We start from the raw sequence: 18,560 nt of genomic DNA, 5'->3' as shown, positions 1-18,560 counted from the left end.
TCCCGGATTACCAGCGACGACGCTTGATGCGCGACAGCTCGCCGTCCAGCTGCGAGACCGCCTCGGCGCCGCTCTGATCGCCGGACAGCACCGCGTGGGCGGCGTTGAAGAAGGCGTTGCTGACGCGGCCGTAGTTGTCGCCGGTGACGGCGGAGGGACGGGCCACGGCGTTGGTGAAGGTGTCGTAGAGGGTGCCGAAGAAGGGCACCGCCTCGAGCACCTGCTCGTCCGCGTAGAGCGAGGTGATGGTGGGGTTGTAGGCTGCCTCGATGGCGCGGCGTTTCTGTTCGGCCTCGCCGGTCAGGTAGGCCACCAGCTCGGAGGCGAGTTCGGGATTCTCGCTGTATTTGGATACCGCCAGGTTCCAGCCGCCCAGTGCGGCCGCGCTCTCGCCATTCGGCCCATGAGGCAGCTTGATGACGCCGACCTTGCCGGCCACTTCGCTGTCCTCGCTCTGGGCCAGCGACCAGGCATAGGGCCAGTTGCGCATGAACACCGCATTGCCGGACTGGAAGATGCCGCGGGCCTCTTCCTCGGTGTAGTTGAGCGCCCCCTGAGGGGTGATCTCGCCGATCCAGCCGGCGGGCAGGTCGAGCGCCGCGGCGGCGTTCGCGTTGTCGATGGTGATCTCGCCGTCGGCGTCGACGATGGTGCCGCCGCCCTGGCTGGCCACCCACTCCAGGGCGTTGCAGGTCAGCCCCTCGTAGGCGCGGCCCTGGAACACATAGCCCCACATCTGGTCGTTGCCGGCCTGGCGCTCGGCGGCCTGGACCTCGGTGGCGATATCGGTCAGCTGCTGCCAGGTCTCGGGCGGCGCGAAGCCGTATTGCGCCAGCAGATCCTTGCGGTAGTAGAGCACGCCGGCATCGGTGAACCAGGGCATCGCCACCAGCCGGTCATCGATGGTGTTGTTGGCGACGATGGCGTCGAAGTGGCCGGCGGCGGCGTCCGCGCCGAGGGTCTCCTTCAGGTCGAGCAGGTGGTTGGCCAGCAGGCCCGGCCAGACCACGTCGATCTGCAGCACGTCGATATCGCCGGAGCGGGCCGACAGGATCTGCTGGTAGAGCGACAGCCGCTCGGTGGAGGAGTTGGGGGTGGAGACGATCTCGACCTCATGGCCGGTCTCGGCCTCCCAGGCTTCGACACCCTGCTGGCAGAGCTCTAGCTCGGCGCCCACCGCGCCGCAGGAAATGGTCAGCTCGGCCGACAGGGCCGGGGTGGCGCATGAAGCGCCCAGCAGGGCGAGTCCAGAGAGAACCAGGGATTTGCGTTGCATGGCATATCCTCGTCGCTTGTTGTTGTCGGGGTCGGCATGACGATGACGAGAGCGATGCCGACGCGTCTTAATCGTTTAAGATTTGACGCTCAGTTAAGCGACGAGACGTCCGTGGCGCAACCTAGACTTTGGTCGTGAAAAAGCCGTCCATGGGCGCCAAATGTCGTTTAATTACTGTTTTTTTGAGGATTGCATTGGCTTTTAGACATAAGTCGGGTGTTTTTCGTGTTTTATTCCCACTACCGTCTGAAACGATTAAGTTCGGACGCGCCGTGTTGCCCATGGTCGGGTCGCGCGGGCTTGCCCCGGACGCAATCGAGATCTCACGCGACAACAACAAAGGCATTGATCACGATGACAATTCCGACCCAACGCCCGCGCAAGTCACCGCTCGTCATGGCCGTTGCCGCCGCCGCCCTGAGCGCCAGCGGCCTGGCCAGTGCCCAGACCTCGAGCGACCTCGAGTCCCGCCTGGCCGAACTCGAGCAGCGCATCGTCGCTGCCGAACAGCGTGCTGCGGCCGCCGAACGCCGCGCCGACGAGGCCGAGCAGGAGATGGCAGAGCGCCTGTCCGGCGAGGAGCTGGAATCCCGGCTGGCGGCCGTGGAGCGCCAGGCCAGCGGCGAGGAAGGCTTCTCCTTCAACGCCTATGCCCGCTCGGGGCTGCTGATCGGTGACGGTGGCAAGAGCGCCGAGGGCGGCCCCTATCTGACGCCGGCGGGCGCCCAGGGTGGCGCCGTGGGGCGTCTGGGCAACGAGCCGGATACCTACGCCGAGGCCGTGCTGAACTACAAGATGCGCTTCGATAACGGCGCCAAGGCCCACTATCGCACCATGATCGCCGACGGCGTCGAGACCAGTAACGACTGGACGTCCGACGAGTCCAGCCTCAACGTGCGCCAGGTCTACGTCGAACTCAGCGATCTGCCGAGCTTCACCGGGCCCTTCGAGAATGCCTCCATCTGGGCCGGCAAGCGCTTCGACCGCGACAACTTCGATATCCATTGGATGGACAGTGACGTCATCTTCCTGGCCGGTACCGGTGGCGGCATCTACGACATGCAGCTGGCCGACAACTGGACGTCGAACCTGTCCCTTTACGGACGTAGCTTCACTGACTTCCCGGTCGACAGCATGAACCCGGTAGAGGACACCGGCAGCACCGATAACCTGATTCTCACGTCCAACAACTACTTCGGAAACTGGCAGTGGATGGTCAGCGGCATGAACGCCACTGACAACGACGAGCGCATGACCGAGGGCAACGTCGATGCCGCGGATGACGGCGTCCACACCATGGTGGCCTATCACGGCGACAGCTTCTTCGGCCTGAGCGACGGCAGCTTCAAGGCGGCGGTACTGCACGGCGAGGGGCTGGGGGCCGAGACCAAGAGCCTCGGTTCCAACGGCGACCTGAGCGAGGATGCCACCGCGACCCGCCTCGCGCTGTACGGCACCACCTATCTGGCGCCCAAGTGGCGCGTGGCGCCGGCGATCCTGGCCGAGACCAGCGAGGATCGCTATGTCGAGGGCGACCAGTATGACTGGGCGACCTTCAACGTGCGCCTGGCCAACGAGCTGACCGAGAACTTCGAGATGCAGTACGAGGGCAGCTACCAGTGGATGGACCTCGACCCCCAGGGGTACAGCAGCCGGAATGCCGTCGAGGGCGGCTATACCAAGCTCACCGTCGCCCCGACCTTCAAGCCCCAGGTGGGCGGCTTCTGGCAGCGTCCGGAGATTCGCCTGTTCGCTTCATGGAGCGACTGGGACGAGGAGCTCAACGACTATTCCGCGGATGATGCCTTTGGCAGCGACGGCTTCACCGGTGACGAGTGGACCTTCGGGGTGCAGAGCGAGATCTGGTTCTGACGCGAGGGCTCCGACCGAGCGCTGTTTCGATGCTTGCCCGCGACCTCGGTCGCGGGCGTTTTCGTTGTGGCCTGCAGCGTCAGCAGGAACAGGATCAGCGGCGTGAAGACAGAGAGCGCAGCGAGAGGATGGTGTCCGAGGACAGCGTTACAGCGTCAGCAGAAACAGGATCAGCGGCGGCGAGAGCAACGAGAGGATAAAGCCCGAGACCACCGCCACCGGCACGCAGCTCACGCCGCCGTGCTGCTGGATGACGGGAAGGGTGAAATCCATCGAGGTGGCGCCGCCGTAGCCGATGGCCAGCGCCGGATGGCGGCCGATCACCAGCGGGATCATCACGAAGGCCAGCAGCTCGCGGCCCAGGTCGTTGAAGAAGGCCACGCCGCCGAGCAGCGGGCCGAGCGCGTCGCCGATCAGGATGCCGGACAGCGAGTACCAGCCAAAGCCGGCGGCCATGGCCAGGCCCTCGTTCCAGCGCAGGTCGAGCAGCGGGGCGGCGAGCAGCCCGCCGAGCAGCGAACTCGCCCCCAGGGCCACGGCGATGGCCAGCCCGTGGCGGTTGAGCAGGATCTGCCTGAGCGGCATGCCGGAGTTCCTGAGCTGGCAGCCGATCAGCGCCAGCAGGGCGTAGAGCACCCATTCCGAGAGGCGTCCGGCCCAGGCGAAGGGCGCCTCGGCGGCGCCGAACAGGGCATGGATCGTAAGGCCGAGCACGATGCCGGCGACCACCACCCCGACCAGCGCCAGCGAGCCGGCCATGGCGGCCAGCTTGCTGGTAGGCGCGCCGGCCACGGCGCGACCGGGGTCGACCTCGAGGCTCAGCCGACGCGACAGCCAGCCCAGGGCGGCGAGATTGCAGGCCGAGGTCACGGCGAGCAGCGCCAGGGCCTGGCCGCCCATGCGCGAGAGCTGGCCGCCGAGGTCGTCGAGCCCGGCCAGACTTACGCCCATCAGCAGCAGGATGGCGTAGATCGAGGCGTTGACGCCGCGGTTGATGGCCGCCATGACGGCGTCGCGATGCACCCGGACCAGGTAGCCCAGGATCAGCGGCAGCAGGACGATCAGCAGTCCGGAGAGCATGGCGAGAGTTCCTTCTCTTCGTGTCGTTCGGGCCGTCGGCGACGGCCAAAACCGCCCACTCTAGCAGCTTGCCGCCGCCATGGCAGCGGCGTCAGTCGTCGCCGAACCGGGTCAGCGATAGCCGGCTCTTGCGCTCCCCGTCGCGATAGTAGTCCATGCCCAGCAGCAGGCCCGGACGCCGGGCGTCGAAGGTCATCTCCATGCGGCGATCGTCCTCGTCGGGCTCGGTGAGGGCCACGTGCACCGCCTCGAAGTGCCCGGCCGGCAGCGTCACGGGGTCGCGGTCCAGCACCCGGTAGTCGAGCCGCTTCTCGCGACCGCGGTGATCGCGGTAGCGCAGCCGGCCCTGACCGTCGGCGTCGTCGATGACGCGCCGGGCCAGCGCCACCAGCGCGCTCTGGCGGTCGGGCAGCGGGGCGAGAGCGGCGTCGTCCAGCGAGTAGGAGCGGCGGATGCCCAGCAGCGAGTAGCCGGCGGCGTAGTGCAGCGAGTGGATGCGGTCGGCGTCGAGCCGGAAGCGGCCCCATTCGTGGCCGCTGGCGCCGGGCAGGCTGGCGCGCATCTCGCTCTGCCAGTGGCCGGTCTCGTGTGCCAGGCGGTGCTGGATATCGACGTCGGGCCAGCCCGAGACTTCCAGGTGGTAGCGGGCGTCGAAGGGCCGGGGCGCGGTGGCGGCCAGGCTCGGCAGGGCGGTGAGGCACAGCGCCAGGCCCAGCAGCCGGGCGCGGCGCGGAAGGAGAATCGGCATCGGGCAGTCCTCGCGAGGCAAGAGGGCATGGTTCGATTGAGAGGGCGCGGCGGCCGTCGGGTTCCCCGCCGACATGCTCGACGGCCTTGTCGATGGCTATCTCGATGACATGTCCGAATCGATGACATGGCCGAGTCATCGGCGAGCGGTTAGGCTGGCGAGGCAGGCTCCCATTTTCGTCTTTCACAGGAGGTGTTGTCATGGCCAGACTGCTGCTTATCGCCGGCGACTTCGTCGAGGACTACGAGATCATGGTGCCGTTCCAGGCCCTGCAGGCCATGGGCCATCAGGTGGAGGCGGTGTGTCCCGACAAGCGCGAGGGCGACAGTATCCGCACCGCCATTCACGATTTCGAGGGCGACCAGACCTACACCGAGAAGCCGGGGCACAACTTCACCCTCAACGCCACCTTCGCCGAGGTCGCCGCCGACGACTACGACGCGCTGGTGATTCCCGGCGGCCGGGCGCCGGAGTACCTGCGCCTGGACGAGCGGGTGCTGGAGCTGGTGCGTCACTTCTTCGACGCCGACAAGCCGGTGGCCGCGATCTGCCACGGCGCCCAGCTGCTGGCCGCCGCGGTGTCGCTGGCCGATTACCGGGTCTCGGCCTATCCCGCCTGCGCCCCGGAGGTGCATCTGGCCGGCGGCGATTATGCCGAGATCGGCATGGACGAGGCCATCGTCAGCGGCAAGCTGGTGACCGCCCCGGCCTGGCCGGCGCATCCGGCCTGGCTGGCACGCTTCAACGAGCTGCTGTAAGGAGTGGCGCTGGAGTCAGGAAAACCGTCATGGCGCCTCGCCGGCCTGGCGGGCGAGGCGCTCGGACAGCGTGACCGGATAGCCGCCTTCGCCCTCGAGTGGCGCTAGCCGGCGCAGCTTGGCCGGCAGGCGCTCGAGGTCCCGGGCGACCCGCTCCCGGGCGGTGTCGGCCGCCGCCATCGCGTCTGGCGCCGCCTGACCGTTCACCACGCAGGGCACCAGCAGCGGCGTCGCGTGCTCCACGCGCTCGTCGCGGCCGGCGATGACGTCGCCGATATAGCCGCCGTGGGCGTCGTGGCGGCGGAACACCTGCTTGCGCCCGGGCAGATTGATCTTGCCGGGGGAGTGCTTGATCGTCGGTTCCCCGGCGTATTCCACCAGCTTGTAGGACAGGTCGATGACCGGGGCGTCGGCGGCCACGCCCATCCGGGTGCCGACGCCGAAGGCGTCGATCGGCGCGCCGTCGGCCAGCAGCGCCTCGATGGCGTGCTCGTCGAGGCCGCTGCTGGCGACGATCTTCACCTCCGCATGACCGGCTGCGTCCAGCAGCGCCCGGGCGTCGCGTGCCAGCTCGCCCGGGTCGCCGGAGTCGAGCCGGATGGCGCCGACCTCCAGTCCCGCTTCCTCCCGCATCAGCGCGATCAGCTTCTCGACGCCGGCCAGGGTGTCGTGGGTATCCACCAGCAGGGTGGTGCCGGGATAGTGGCGGGCGAAGGCGCGGAAGGCCTCGCGCTCGCTGTCGTGGGCCAGCACATAGCTGTGGGCCATGGTGCCGTTGAGCGCCAGGCCGTGGCGCAGCCCGCCGAGCACGTTGCTGGTGCCGGAAAGCCCCGCCGCGCGATAGGCGCGCACCCCGCGCACCGCCGCGTCCACGCCGTGCATGCGGCGCAGGCCGAAGTCCACCACCGGCCGGCCACGGGCCGCCATCACCACGCGCACCGCCTTGGAGGCCAGCACGGTCTCGAGCTGCACCAGATTCATGATCAGGCTCTCGAGCAGCTGGGCCTGGGCGATGGACGCGTCGACTTCCAGCAGCGGCTCATCGGCGAACACCGGCGTGCCCTCGGGCAGCGTCCAGATGTCGCCCTCGAAGCGCCAGTCGGCCAGCCAGTCGAGGAAGGCCGGCTCCAGATGATCGACCTCGGCCAGCCTGGCCAGGACGCGATCGGTGAAGCGCAGCCGGCTGACCCGTTCGGCGGCGTACTGCTGGCCGCAGGCGAGCATGAAGCGCCGCTCGGGCGGCAGCCGGCGGAAGTACAGGCTGAAGGTGGCCGATTCTGCCATGCCCTCCTTCCAGTAGGCCTGGGTCATGGTCAGCTGGTAGAGATCGGTGAGCAGCACCAGCTCGTCGTCGTCGACGCTCAGCGGGGCGATATGGCTCATGCTGGTGCCCCTCATGGCATCACCGCGGCGCCGGCCTCGGCGAAGGCGGCCCGACAGTCGGCCACGGCGTCCGGGTCCACCGCCGCGCTGAGCGATTCGAGCAGCCATGTCTCGAAGCCCGCTTGCCTGGCGTCGAGCACCGTGGCGCGCACGCAGACGTCCAGCGCCAGGCCGCAGACGATCACCCGGGTGACGCCGCGTTCGCGCAGGTAGCCGGCCAGGCCGGTGCCGTCGAAGGCCGAATAGGCGTCGGCGTCGAAGGCGGTGGCCTTGCTGACGCGCAGGGTGGCGTCGTCGAGATCGAGGTCAGGATGGAAGGCCGCGCCCGGGGTGTCCTGCACGCAGTGCACCGGCCAGGGACCGCCGCGGTGGACGAAGCTGACGTGGTCGATGGGGTGCCAGTCCCGGGAGGCGATGATCAGCGCGTCGCCCGTCCGGGCGGCGGCGATCTCGGCATTGATGCCCGGCACCAGGGCGTTGCCGCCGGCGACGGCCAGGGCGCCGCCCTCGCAGAAGTCGTTCTGCATGTCGACCACCAGCAGCGCGTCCGTGGGGCCGTATTTCACCTGGGTATGAGGCATCGGCTCCTCCTTCGAGGTCGGTGACGTCTCCTCTTCAGCGTATGCCCTGCGCCGGTGTTCGTGTAGGGGGGAGGCCGGGCTCACAACGTAACGCGGGGGCCCGAAGGCCCCCGCGGATCGTCGTGCGTGGCGGTCGAGCTCAGTTCGTGAGTGCGTCCGGCAGCGCGTAGGCAATGACGTAGTCGCCGCGATCCGGCGACTGGCGCGCACCGCCGGCGGAGATGACGATGTACTCCTTGCCCGTCTCCGGCGACCGATAGGCGATCGGCGTGCCCTGGCTGCCGACCGGCAGGCGAGCCTTCCACACTTCCTCGCCGGTGGCGGAGTCGAAGGCGCGCAGCCAGTAGTCCTGGGTCGCGGCGAAGAAGGTCAGGCCGCCCTGGGTGGTCAGCGAGCCGCCGATGGTCGGCATGCCGACCGGCATCGGCAGGCGCAGCTTGGTGCCGAACATCACGGTGTCCTGGATGGTGCCCAGCGGCACCTCCCAGTTGACCGACTGGGTCTTCATGTCGATTGAGGTCAGGGTGCCGAACGGCGGCTCCTGGCAGGGAATGCCCAGCGGCGACAGGAAGCGGTCCTTGACCACCGAGTAGGGCGTGCCCTTGAGCGGCACCGCGCCCATGGCCGCGTTGACGGCCTCGCCGCCGTCGGAGGCCGCGGCGTTCTCGTCCTGCGGTTCCATGTGGACCCACAGGCCCAGGCGCATGTCGTTGACGTAGAGCGTCTGGGCGGTCGGGTCGTAGGAGAAGCCGCCCCAGTTCATGCCGCCGAGCGAGCCCGGGAAGGACAGCGAATAGTCGGTGTCCGGTGCGGTGAACAAGCCGTCGTAGCGGTAGCCCTTGAAGATGTAGCGACACATCAGCTGGTCGAAGGGCGTGGCGCCCCACATGTCCGCCTCGGTCAGGTGCTGGGCGCCGATCTGCGGCATGCCCACGGAGACTGGCTGGGTCGGAGCGTATTTCTCGTTGGGGATATTCGCCGGCTGAACTTTCTTGTCGATGACCTCGGTCAGCGGTTCGCCGGTCAGGCGATCCAGCACGAAGATCTGGCCGACCTTGGTGCCGAAGGTCAGCGCCGGGGTGGTCGATCCCTCGCCGTCGGGGAAATCGATCAGCGTCGGCTGCATCGGCACGTCGTAGTCCCAGAGGTCATGGCGCACCGTCTGGTAGTGCCACTTCTCTTCGCCGGTGGTGGCGTCAAGCGCCAGCATGGTGCCACCGTATTCCTCGTCTTCCGGCGTGCGCTCGGCACCCCACAGGTCGATGGCGGCGTTACCGACCGGCATGAAGATCGTGTTGGTGGCGGGATCGTAGGTCATGGCGGCCCAGACGTTGGGCGTCGAGCGCACGTAGGTCTCGCCGCCGCTCGGCGCGTCACGTTGCTCCGGGTTGCCCGGATCGAAGGCCCAGCGCATCTCGCCGGTGATGACGTCGAAGCCGCGCATCACGCCGCCGGGCATGTCCAGGGCGACGTTGTCGGCGACGCGCCCGCCGACTACCACGGTGGTACCGGCCACGGTCGGCGCCGAGGTCAGCGAGTACAGCGGCGCCTCGGCGTTGCCCAGCCCGGCTTTCAGGTCGACGGTGCCGCCGTCGCCGAAGCCTTCGCATAGCTCGCCGGTCTCGGCATCGAGGGCTACCAGCTCGGCATCGATGGTGTTCATGAAGAGCCTGCGGCGACAGGCGCTGGCATCTGCCGGCAGCGACGGCTCGGGGACCGGTGAGGCATCGCCGAGGGTGGGTTGCTTGACCGGCTTGTCGGCATCGAAGTAGGCCAGCCCGCGGCAGCGCACCCAGGTCTTGGTGTCGGTCGGGAACGCATGGCGCCAGTTCTCCTCGCCGGTATCGGCGTCGACGGAGATGACGGTGTTGGAAGAGGTGCAGATATAGACCGAGTCGCCGATCTGCAACGGAGTCGTCTGGTCCTCGAATCCGGCACCCGTCGGGCTCAGCGGCGTGTCGCCGGTATGAAAGGTCCAGGCGACCTCCAGCTCGTCGACGTTGTCACGATCGATCTGGTCGAGAGCGGCGAAGCGGCTGCCGCTGCCATCTGAGCTGTAGTGATCCCAATCGACCTGGCGATCGGTGTCGGTGACCGGTGTCTGGCCGGTGGCGGCCACGCCATTGTGGATGCCGTGGGGCTGGAACATGCCCCAGACCATGGCCACGATCGCCACCAGGGTGGCACCTGCGGCGCCGAGCGCGACGCCCTTCTGGGGCCGACGCCCGGCGCGCCGAAGGATCAGCGGCTGGACCAGGAACAGCACGAACAGCGCGCAGACGAAGGTGAACAGGCGTGCGTGCAGCGCCCAGAAGTCGAGGCCGGCCTCCCAGAAGGCCCAGGCCACGGTCGCCAGGAAGGCGACCACGTAGATGCCGAGTGCCCGGGTGCCGCCGCGGACGATCTCGACGCCGGTGGCCAGCAGCGCCAGGCCCATCAGCAGGTAGTACCAGCTGCCGCCGCGGCCGATCAGCATGCCGCCGCCGACGGCGAGCCCCAGCCCGAGCAAGGCGAACACGGCGCCTATGAGAATCAGTAACCCCTTGATGGGCGGGGATACCCCCCGTTTCGTATCGTTCATGCCTCGCATCCTTCCGGTGATTAGGCCTCTCATTTTAAGTCACCGGGAAACACAAGGCGATTGAATTAGTTTGGAAGCTATCAAAATAGTCGGGTGGATCACCCCACGTCTGCCGACCCTGGAATCAGTAGCCGGCGTCGGGATCGATGGTCTCGATCTCCTCGCCGGCTGCCATGGCGCGCAGCGCCTCGGCCACCTGGTCGAGTGCCTCGCCGAGCGGCGTGGGGCCGGCCATATGCGGGGTGACCAGCACCCGCGGATGTGACCACAGCGGGCTCGATGCCGGCAGCGGCTCCTCGGGGAAGGCGTCGAGCAGCGCGCCGCGCAGCCGGCCTTCGGCCTCGCCGTCGCCCAGGGCGTCGAGCAGCGCGGCCTCGTCGATCAGGCTGCCGCGCCCCGGGTTGATCAGGCTGGCGCCCTCGGGCAGGGCGGCCAGGGCCTCGGCATCGATGATGCCGCGGGTCGCGGGCGTGCCGGGCAGCAGCAGCACCAGGCTCTTCACCTCGGGCAGCAGGTCGCGCAGGCCGTCGTCGCCGTGATGGCAGGTCACGCCGGGCAGCGATTTCGGCGAACGGCTCCAGCCGTGCACCGGGAAGCCGTCGTCGACCAGCGCCTGCGCCACCCTGGCGCCGATGGCGCCGAGCCCGAGCACGCCCACCGGCCAGTCGGCCTTGTCGACCGGCGGGCTCTCGCGCCACTCGCCGCGGGCCTGCTGGCGGCGGTAGCGGTCGAAGTCGCGCTGGAAGTGCAGCACCCCGTAGCGCGCGTAGTCGGCGATGGGCCCCGCCATGCCGGCGTCGCGCAGCTTGACGATGGGCACGCCTGCGGGCAGGGCGGGGTTGCCCAGCAGTGCATCGACCCCGGCGCCGAGGTTGACGATGCCCTTGAGCGCGGTGAGCTCGCCGAGCAGCTCGGCAGGGGGCTTCCAGGCCGCCAGATAGTCGGCGCGGCGGCGCTCGTCGGCGGGGGCGGCACTGGTGAGGATCTCGGCCTCGGGCAGGCGTTCGGCCAGGGCGTCGCGCCAGGCCTCGGCGGCATCGGTATGGACCAGGACTCGCATCGGCGTTCTCCCTCGGGTCAGTAGATGATCTGCATCGGCGGCGGGGCCTCGTCGAGCAGCGCGGCGAGGCGCGACAGGGCGCCTTCCAGGCGTTCGAGGTCCGGCTCGGCGCCGAGGCTCAGGCGGATGCGCCGCGGCGCCGGGGTCTGCTCGACCATGAAGGGCGTGGCGGTGGTGACGGCCATGCCCTCCTGCTCGGCCTGCTGCTGCAGCTCCTCGGGCCGCCAGGCGGCGGGCAGCGACAGCCACAGATGCAGGCTGGAGGGGCGGGCGCTGACGTCGTGGCCGTCGAGCAGGCGGCTGGCCAGGCGCTGGCGCTCGTTCAGCCGCTGGCGCTGTTCGTCGGCCAGCTGCGCCAGGGTGCCGTCGGCGATCCAGGCGTCGGCCAGCTCGAAGATCAGCGGCGTGGCCATCCAGGTGGTGGCGCGCATGCGCGGCAGGGTGTGGTGCAGCTGACCGCGGGGTACGCTGAGATAGCCGGCGCGCAGCCCCGGCAGGGTGACCTTGGTCAGGCTGGTGACATGAAAGCACAGGTGCGGCAGCCGGGCGGCAAGCGGCGTCAGCCCCGGCGGCTCGAGCAGGGCATGGACGTCGTCCTCGATCAGCCACACGCCGTGGTGATCGAGCACCCGGGCCACGGCATCGCGCCGGGCCTCGTCCATGGTTGCCCCGGTGGGGTTGAGCTGGGTGGGCGTCAGGCACACGGCGCGGGGACGCAGGCGCCGGCAGGCCAGGTCGAGGGCTTCGGGAATCACCCCGCGCTCGTCGATGGCCACGCCGCGCAGCTGGAAGCCCAGGGTGCGCGACAGGGCGATCAGGCCATGGTCGGTGAGCGCCTCGGTGAGCACCAGGTCGCCGTGCTGGACCACGGTGGAGATGGCCAGCATCAGGCCATGGGCGGCGCCGTTGCAGAGTACCCGGTCCTCGGGGCCGCCCGGCACGCCGAGGCGCTCGGCCAGCCAGTCGCTGGCGCGCTCGCGCTGGTGGAGCAGGCCGGCGATGGGGCGGTTGGCGGCGATCACCTCGGGGCGCAGCTGCTCGGCCAATGAGGCCAGGGTCTCGCGAAAGCGCAGCTGGTGACCCGGCGTGCACACCGGGTGGGCGATGGAGAGGTCGACCAGCGTGCTCTCCTGGCGCGGCTCCTGGCCGCGCAGGTAGGCCGACTCCCGGGCGTCGTCCAAGGCGTTGATCCAGGTGCCGCTGCCGATCCGCGACTGCACCAGGCCCATCTTCTCGGCCTGGGCGTAGGCCCGTGAGACGGTCTGCACGCTCACGCCCAGCGTCTCGGCCAGCCGGCGATGCGGCGGCAGTCGGGTGCCGGGGGCGAGCTCGCCCTGGCGGATCGCCTCGGAGAGGGCCCGGGCGATGGCCAGGTACTTGGGACCGCTGTCCTGAAGAAAGGGTGTCAGGTCGATTGTCATGATCCAATAAAGCCTTTGACCGTCGGCCAAGTGGGGGTGCTAGTATCGGCAGAAAGACATTGACTGAAATTGTCATGCATTGTGCTGTCATCAATCATGACAATTCAAGCGGCCCCTCGCATGGCCGTCAACCGCCTTGGCGCCCCGGCATCTCCAGGAATGGAGGTGGCCGGTATCGGTGACGTGATCGTTGGACGAGCGATTTCATGATTCAGGTTTCCCTTCCTTTCACCCGCGAGGAATATGCCGGCCGACTGTGGAAGGTCCGTGCCGAAATGGCGAGCCGTGGCATCGACGTGCTGATCATCAGCGACCCCTCGAACATGGCCTGGCTGACCGGTTATGACGGCTGGTCCTTCTACGTGCACCAGTGCGTGCTGCTCGGGCTCGAGGGCGAGCCGGTGTGGTACGGCCGGCGCATGGACGCCAACGGGGCGCTGCGCACCTGCTGGATGGACCCCGAGAACCTCACCTACTACCCGGATCACTACGTGCAGAATCCGGACATGCACCCCATGGAGTATCTGGCCCAGTCGATCATGCCCGATCGCGGCTGGCACCAGGGCGTGGTAGGCATGGAGATGGACAACTACTACTTCTCGGCCAAGGCCTATCAGTCGCTGTTGCGCGAGCTGCCCCACGCCCGCTTCATGGACGCCAACGGCCTGGTCAACTGGTGCCGGGCGATCAAGTCGGCCCAGGAGATAGAGTACATGCGCATCGCGGCGCGCATCGTCGAGGGCATGCATTCGCGCATCCTCGAGGTGATCGAGCCGGGGCTGCCCAAGAGCAAGCTGGTCTCGGAGATCTACCGGGTCGGCATCGAGGGCTGGAAGGACGAGCACGGCAAGGTCTACGGCGGCGACTACCCGGCCATCGTGCCGATGCTGCCCACCGGCAAGGACGCCGCCGCGCCGCACCTGACCTGGGACGACACGCCGTTCCGCGAGGGCGAGGGCACCTTCTTCGAGATCGCCGGGGTGTTCAAGCGCTATCACGCACCCATGTCGCGCACCGTGTTCCTCGGCCGGCCGCCGGCGGAGTTCGTGCGCGCCGAGTCGGCGTTGCTCGAGGGCATCGAGCACGGCCTCGAAGTCGCGAAACCCGGCAACCGCACCGCGGACATCGCCATGGCGCTGGGCGCGGCCATGGACAAGTACGGCTTCGACCGCGGCGGCGCGCGCTGCGGCTATCCCATCGGCATCAGCTATCCGCCGGACTGGGGTGAGCGCACCATGAGCCTGCGCCCCTCCGACGAGACCATCCTCGAGCCCGGCATGACCTTCCACTTCATGCCCGGCCTGTGGGTCGACGACTGGGGCCTGGAAATCACCGAGAGCATCCTGATCACCGAGGACGGCTGCGAGACGCTGGCCGACTTCCCCCGCCAGCTGTTCGTCAAGTAAGGAGCATCCCATGAGCAAGCGACCGAGCCCCATCGCCGCCACCGTCGACTTCGAGGCCGACGGTGTCCAGCACGGCTTCCTCAAGCTGCCGATCTCCAACGACGAGTCGGCCTGGGGGGCGGTGATGATCCCGATCACCGTGGTCAAGAACGGCGAGGGCCCGACCGCGCTGCTGACCGGCGGCAACCACGGCGACGAGTACGAGGGCATCACCGCGCTGCAGAAGCTCTCGAGCTCGCTCGCCGCCGAGGAGGTCAGCGGTCGGGTGATCATCGTGCCGATGATGAACACCCCGGCGGCCCAGGCCGGCAAGCGCACCTCGCCGATGGACGGCGGCAACCTCAACCGCAGCTTCCCCGGCGACCCGGACGGCAGCGTCACCGAGAAGATCGCCGACTACTTCACCCGCATTCTGGTGCCGATGAGCGATGCGGTGCTCGACCTGCACTCCGGCGGCCGCACCCTGGACATCGTGCCTTTCGCCGCTTCCCACGTGCTCGACGATGCCGACCAGCAACGCCGCGCCCTGGACGGCGCCAAGGCGTTCGGCGCCCCCTACGCCATGATCATGTTCGAGCTCGACGCCGAGGCGCTGTTCGACACCGCCGTGGAGCGCCAGGGCAAGGTGTTCGTGGCCACCGAGCTCGGCGGCGGCGGCACTTCCACGCCGCAGAGCCTGGCCATCACCGAGCGCGGCATCCACAACTTCCTGGTTCACTTCGGGCTGGTCGAGGGCGAGATCGAGACGCCCGCCGAGCCCCAGGTCTATCTCGATATGCCGGATGCCAGCTGCTACGTGCAGAGCGAGCATTCCGGGCTGCTCGAGCTGACGGTGGCGCTGGGCGAGACGGTGGAGAACGGCCAGGTGATCGCCCGGGTCTACGACATGACCCGCAGCGGTGCCGTGCCCATCGAGTACCGCGCCGAACGCGACGGCCTGCTGATGGCGCGCCGCTTCCCGGCCAACGTCAACATGGGCGACACCATCGCGGTGATCGCTGAGGTGGTCGATTCGCTCGACGCCGATCAGCCCCAGCGCCAATGAGCGACGGCCAGGCAAGGCGAACAGCGCCGAAAGCGCGGAGTTTACGAGGGGGAAATGAGCATCTTGAGACGCTGTTCAACGCGGCATGGCCGAGCGCAATCAGCTGGGATGGTGGTCTGACATGAAGCTCGATCGTTACGACCTCAAGATCCTCGAGATCCTGTCCCGCGACGGGCGCATCACCAAGTCGAAGCTGGCCGAGGCGATCAACCTCTCGGTCAGTCCCTGCTGGGAGCGGGTGCGGCGGCTCGAGAAGGCCGGCGTCATCGAGGGCTACGGGGCACGGATCAACCCGGCCGTGTTCAAGCCCCGCACGCCGGTCTGGGTGCAGATCGAGCTCAAGACCCACAACGCCGAGAGCTTCGCCCGCTTCGAGGCCCTGGTCCGCGACACCCCGGAGGCCACCGAGTGCGTGGCCGTGGGCGGGGGCGTCGATTACCTGGTCAAGTTCGAGGCCGCTTCCATCGATGCCTACCAACGCCTGATCGACGCCTGGCTGATGTCCGACGTCGGCATCGAGCGCTATTTCACCTACATCGTCACCAAGCGCGTCAAGCGGCCCGACAGCGGATTTGCCGTCGGCGACTTCGTGTCCGACTGAAGACGGCAGGCGGCGTCGTTCCTGCTGCGTTGATTCGCCCCGCCGCACGTGGCATAAGCTAGAGGAGCGGTGGGGTTTCCCCCACGCCGGGCGATCCCTCCGGCGTAGCACGATGCGTGGCGCCGGCCGCCTGCAGTGATTCGAGATCGCCTGACGCAGAGGGTATGACATGTCCTACTTCACGATTGCCGGTGTCCAGATGCACGCCCTGCATCACGGCGACAATACCGACGCCATGCGCCATCGCATCGAGGTGCTGATGGGCCGCTTTCCCCAGGTGCAGATGGTGATGTTCAGCGAGCTGATGCCGATGGGCGCCTCGCCGCATCACGCCCAGCCGCTGCCCAGCCATGCCGAGGCGGTGTTCTGCCACCTGGCCGAGAAACACCGCATCTGGCTGATTCCGGGCTCGATGTTCGAGCAGGCCGGTGACGCCATCTATAACACCCTGTCGGTGATCAACCCTCGGGGCGAGGTCGTGTCGCGCTACCGCAAGATGTTTCCGTTCCGTCCCTACGAGGCCGGCGTCGAGAGCGGCGAGGAGTTCGTCGTCTTCGACGTGCCGCAGGTGGGGCGCTTCGGCGTGTCGATCTGCTACGACATGTGGTTCCCCGAGACCACCCGCACCCTGGCGGCGATGGGCGCCGAGGTGATCCTGCATCCGACCATGACCGATACCATCGACCGCGACATCGAGCTGTCGATCGCTCGGACCAATGCCGCGGTCAACCAGTGCTACTTCTTTGACATCAACGGGGCCGGGGCCATCGGCAACGGGCGTTCCATCGTGGTCGGGCCGTCCGGCGACGTCATCCACCAGGCCGGCACCGGCGAGGAGATCATGCCCGTGGAGGTCGATCTGAGCCGCGTGCGTCGCGAGCGCGAGACTGGCCTGCGCGGCCTGGGGCAGCCGCTCAAGAGCTTCCGGGACCGGCGCGTCGACTTCACGCTGTATCGCCACGAGAGCGGCTCCTCGCCCTTCCTGGATACCCTGGGGCCACTCGAAAAGCCACAACGAACTAATATTGAGGAGTACTGACCGTCTCGCAGGAACAATTCCGGAATTGAGGAGCCCCCATGTTCGCCCGAATCCTCGATGGCCTGCGTCGCCTGTTCCATTCGTCCGCGGCCGCCGGTGACGCCGGCGGCGACCAGCCCGAGCGTTCCGCCCCTGCCGCGGCGGGACGCGGGGCTTCCGAAGACCCTCAGGGAGCGACCACGATGAGCAGCAAAATAACAAGCATTGCCGATGTCCGTCGTCATTTTCTCAACAACAAGCGGCCGATCTATTTCATCTCGGCGACCAACTTCAACCTGCTGGGAATCGGCGACTGGGTCGGCAACTTCCGCCACATCAACTACATCGACTGCTTCGACCGGCGCCAGCGCAACGTCTTCGTGCCCCGGGAGAAGTTCCCCCGCGACTTCGAGGGCATCGAGGACATCAACAACTACCTCCTGGAGCACAAGGAGGTGATCGATTTCATCCAGTCCCGCGCCCAGGGCGACGACGGCGGCATCGCCACCTTCCTGATGTTCGACGAGCACACCGAGGAGATTTGCGACCAGCTGGGGCTCAAGGTCGCCTTCCCGCCGGCGGCGCTGCGCTCGCGCATGGACAACAAGATCGAGACCGTGCGCATCGGCAACAAGGCCGGCGTGCCCAGCGTGCCCAACGTGCTGGCCAAGGTGGGTAGCTACCAGGAACTGCTCGACGTCAGCCGCGAGCTCGGCACCGACCTGGTGGTGCAGACCGCCTACGGCGACTCCGGGCATACCACCTTCTTCATCGCCAGCGAGGACGACTACTACAAGGTCGCCGAGGAGATCGAGGCCGAGCCCGAGGTCAAGATCATGAAGCGCATCAACTGCCGAGGCTCGGCCATCGAGGCCTGTGCCACCCGCAGCGGGACCGTGGTCGGCCCGCTGATGACCGAGCTCGTCGGCTTCAAGTCGCTGACGCCCTACAAGGGCGGCTGGTGCGGCAACGAGATGTTCGCCGGGGCCTTCAGCCAGACGGTGCGCGACAAGGCCCGGGAGTACACCTTCAAGTTCGGCGAGGCGCTGCGCGAGGAGGGCTACCGGGGCTACTTCGAGCTCGACTTTCTGATCGACATGGACGGCGGCGACGTCTATCTCGGCGAGCTCAACCCGCGGGTCACCGGGGCCAGCTCGCTGACCAACGTGGCGGCCTTCGCCCACTCCGATATCCCCTTGTTCCTGTTTCACCTGCTGGAGTTTTCCGACCAGGATTTCGATCTCGACATCGCCGAGATCAACGAGCGCTGGTCGCATCCCGACAGCATCGACAGCTGGAGCCAGCTGGTGATCAAGCACACCGAGGAGAGCGTCGACCTGCTCACGGCGGCACCGGCCTCCGGGGTGTGGCGAATGGAGTCGGACGGCAGTATCGCCTACGACCACTACGACTCCCATCCCCACGCCGCCGAGAACGAACGCGAGGCCTTCTTCCTGCGCATCAGCGGCGAGGGAGACTTCCGCTATGAGGGCGCGGATCTCGGCATTCTGATCACCCGCGGGCGGCTGATGGACGACGACTTCCAGCTCACCGAGCGGGCCAAGGCGTGGATCGAGGGCATTCGCGGCCAGTTCGCCGGCCAGCCCCTCCAGGACCCGGTGGTGGAAGAGATCGCCGTCAGCCATGCCATCGGCGGCGGCAACTTCAAGATCCTATGAGCGGGAGACACCACCCCGGCCCGCCACCGGGCAGGACGCCCTGGGGCGGGC

General features: G+C 68.0%; 15 protein-coding genes. 7 read left to right on the top strand and 8 right to left on the bottom strand.

The features are described from left to right. Positions 1 to 7: 7 nt before the first annotated feature. Positions 8 to 1,276: an ABC transporter substrate-binding protein gene (locus tag MYL53_RS11035; RefSeq protein ID WP_247853923.1), complete on the bottom strand. Its 1,269-nt coding sequence runs from the start codon at positions 1,274 to 1,276 to the stop codon at positions 8 to 10. A gap of 354 nt (positions 1,277 to 1,630) precedes the next feature. On the opposite strand from MYL53_RS11035, the gene MYL53_RS11030 reads away from it, so the two are divergent. Next, positions 1,631 to 3,148: a carbohydrate porin gene (locus MYL53_RS11030; RefSeq protein WP_247853922.1), complete on the top strand. Its 1,518-nt coding sequence runs from the start codon at positions 1,631 to 1,633 to the stop codon at positions 3,146 to 3,148. Between the two features lie 147 nt (positions 3,149 to 3,295). Here the strand turns inward: MYL53_RS11030 and MYL53_RS11025 are convergent, their stop codons facing one another. Next, a complete protein-coding gene (locus tag MYL53_RS11025; RefSeq protein WP_247853921.1) occupies positions 3,296 to 4,228 on the bottom strand; it encodes a LysO family transporter in 933 nt (310 codons plus the stop codon). A 91-nt stretch (positions 4,229 to 4,319) separates the two neighbouring features. Continuing rightward, positions 4,320 to 4,976 (bottom strand): hypothetical protein, encoded by a 657-nt coding sequence (locus MYL53_RS11020; protein ID WP_247853920.1) that lies wholly within the window; start codon positions 4,974 to 4,976, stop codon positions 4,320 to 4,322. Positions 4,977 to 5,176: 200 nt separating this feature from the next. Here MYL53_RS11020 and MYL53_RS11015 point away from each other — a divergent pair, with 200 nt between their 5' ends. Further along, on the top strand, positions 5,177 to 5,734 hold the full coding sequence (locus tag MYL53_RS11015; RefSeq protein WP_247853919.1) for a DJ-1/PfpI family protein: 558 nt from the start codon (positions 5,177 to 5,179) through the stop codon (positions 5,732 to 5,734). A 27-nt stretch (positions 5,735 to 5,761) separates the two neighbouring features. Here the strand turns inward: MYL53_RS11015 and MYL53_RS11010 are convergent, their stop codons facing one another. The 5 genes from MYL53_RS11010 to ehuR all read right to left on the bottom strand — a co-directional run bounded on the left by MYL53_RS11010 (position 5,762) and on the right by ehuR (position 12,760). Continuing rightward, positions 5,762 to 7,117: a nicotinate phosphoribosyltransferase gene (locus MYL53_RS11010; RefSeq protein WP_247853918.1), complete on the bottom strand. Its 1,356-nt coding sequence runs from the start codon at positions 7,115 to 7,117 to the stop codon at positions 5,762 to 5,764. 11 nt (positions 7,118 to 7,128) lie between these two features. Beyond that, on the bottom strand, positions 7,129 to 7,698 hold the full coding sequence (locus MYL53_RS11005; protein WP_247853917.1) for a nicotinamidase: 570 nt from the start codon (positions 7,696 to 7,698) through the stop codon (positions 7,129 to 7,131). A gap of 139 nt (positions 7,699 to 7,837) precedes the next feature. After that, positions 7,838 to 10,279 (bottom strand): membrane-bound PQQ-dependent dehydrogenase, glucose/quinate/shikimate family, encoded by a 2,442-nt coding sequence (locus tag MYL53_RS11000; protein WP_247853916.1) that lies wholly within the window; start codon positions 10,277 to 10,279, stop codon positions 7,838 to 7,840. A gap of 124 nt (positions 10,280 to 10,403) precedes the next feature. Continuing rightward, positions 10,404 to 11,339, bottom strand: a complete 936-nt coding sequence (locus MYL53_RS10995; RefSeq protein WP_247853915.1) for a 2-hydroxyacid dehydrogenase — start codon at positions 11,337 to 11,339, stop codon at positions 10,404 to 10,406. Between the two features lie 17 nt (positions 11,340 to 11,356). After that, positions 11,357 to 12,760 (bottom strand): MocR-like ectoine utilization transcription factor EhuR, encoded by a 1,404-nt coding sequence (ehuR, locus tag MYL53_RS10990; RefSeq protein ID WP_247853912.1) that lies wholly within the window; start codon positions 12,758 to 12,760, stop codon positions 11,357 to 11,359. Between the two features lie 206 nt (positions 12,761 to 12,966). Between ehuR and doeA the strand changes: the two genes are divergently transcribed. The 5 genes from doeA (at position 12,967) to MYL53_RS10965 (ending at position 18,509) form a co-directional block, all read left to right on the top strand. Continuing rightward, positions 12,967 to 14,166, top strand: a complete 1,200-nt coding sequence (gene doeA / locus MYL53_RS10985) for an ectoine hydrolase DoeA (protein ID WP_247853908.1) — start codon at positions 12,967 to 12,969, stop codon at positions 14,164 to 14,166. A 10-nt stretch (positions 14,167 to 14,176) separates the two neighbouring features. After that, entirely contained in the window at positions 14,177 to 15,211 is a 1,035-nt protein-coding gene (doeB, locus tag MYL53_RS10980; RefSeq protein WP_247853906.1) for a N(2)-acetyl-L-2,4-diaminobutanoate deacetylase DoeB, read from the top strand. A 121-nt stretch (positions 15,212 to 15,332) separates the two neighbouring features. Further along, the gene (locus tag MYL53_RS10975; protein WP_247853903.1) at positions 15,333 to 15,812 is read left to right on the top strand and encodes an Lrp/AsnC family transcriptional regulator; all 480 of its coding nucleotides are present in this window, start codon (positions 15,333 to 15,335) and stop codon (positions 15,810 to 15,812) included. 169 nt (positions 15,813 to 15,981) lie between these two features. Next, positions 15,982 to 16,851, top strand: a complete 870-nt coding sequence (locus MYL53_RS10970; protein ID WP_247853902.1) for a carbon-nitrogen hydrolase family protein — start codon at positions 15,982 to 15,984, stop codon at positions 16,849 to 16,851. Positions 16,852 to 16,889: 38 nt separating this feature from the next. Continuing rightward, positions 16,890 to 18,509, top strand: a complete 1,620-nt coding sequence (locus MYL53_RS10965) for a biotin carboxylase (protein WP_247853900.1) — start codon at positions 16,890 to 16,892, stop codon at positions 18,507 to 18,509. The last annotated feature ends 51 nt before the right edge of the window (positions 18,510 to 18,560 follow it).

It is taken from the genome of Halomonas getboli (assembly GCF_023094245.1).
In the GTDB taxonomy this organism is placed as follows: Bacteria; Pseudomonadota; Gammaproteobacteria; order Pseudomonadales; family Halomonadaceae; genus Halomonas; species Halomonas getboli.
The sequence above is the reverse complement of the archived record's forward strand: the minus strand, read 5'-3'. Positions and strand labels throughout refer to the sequence as shown.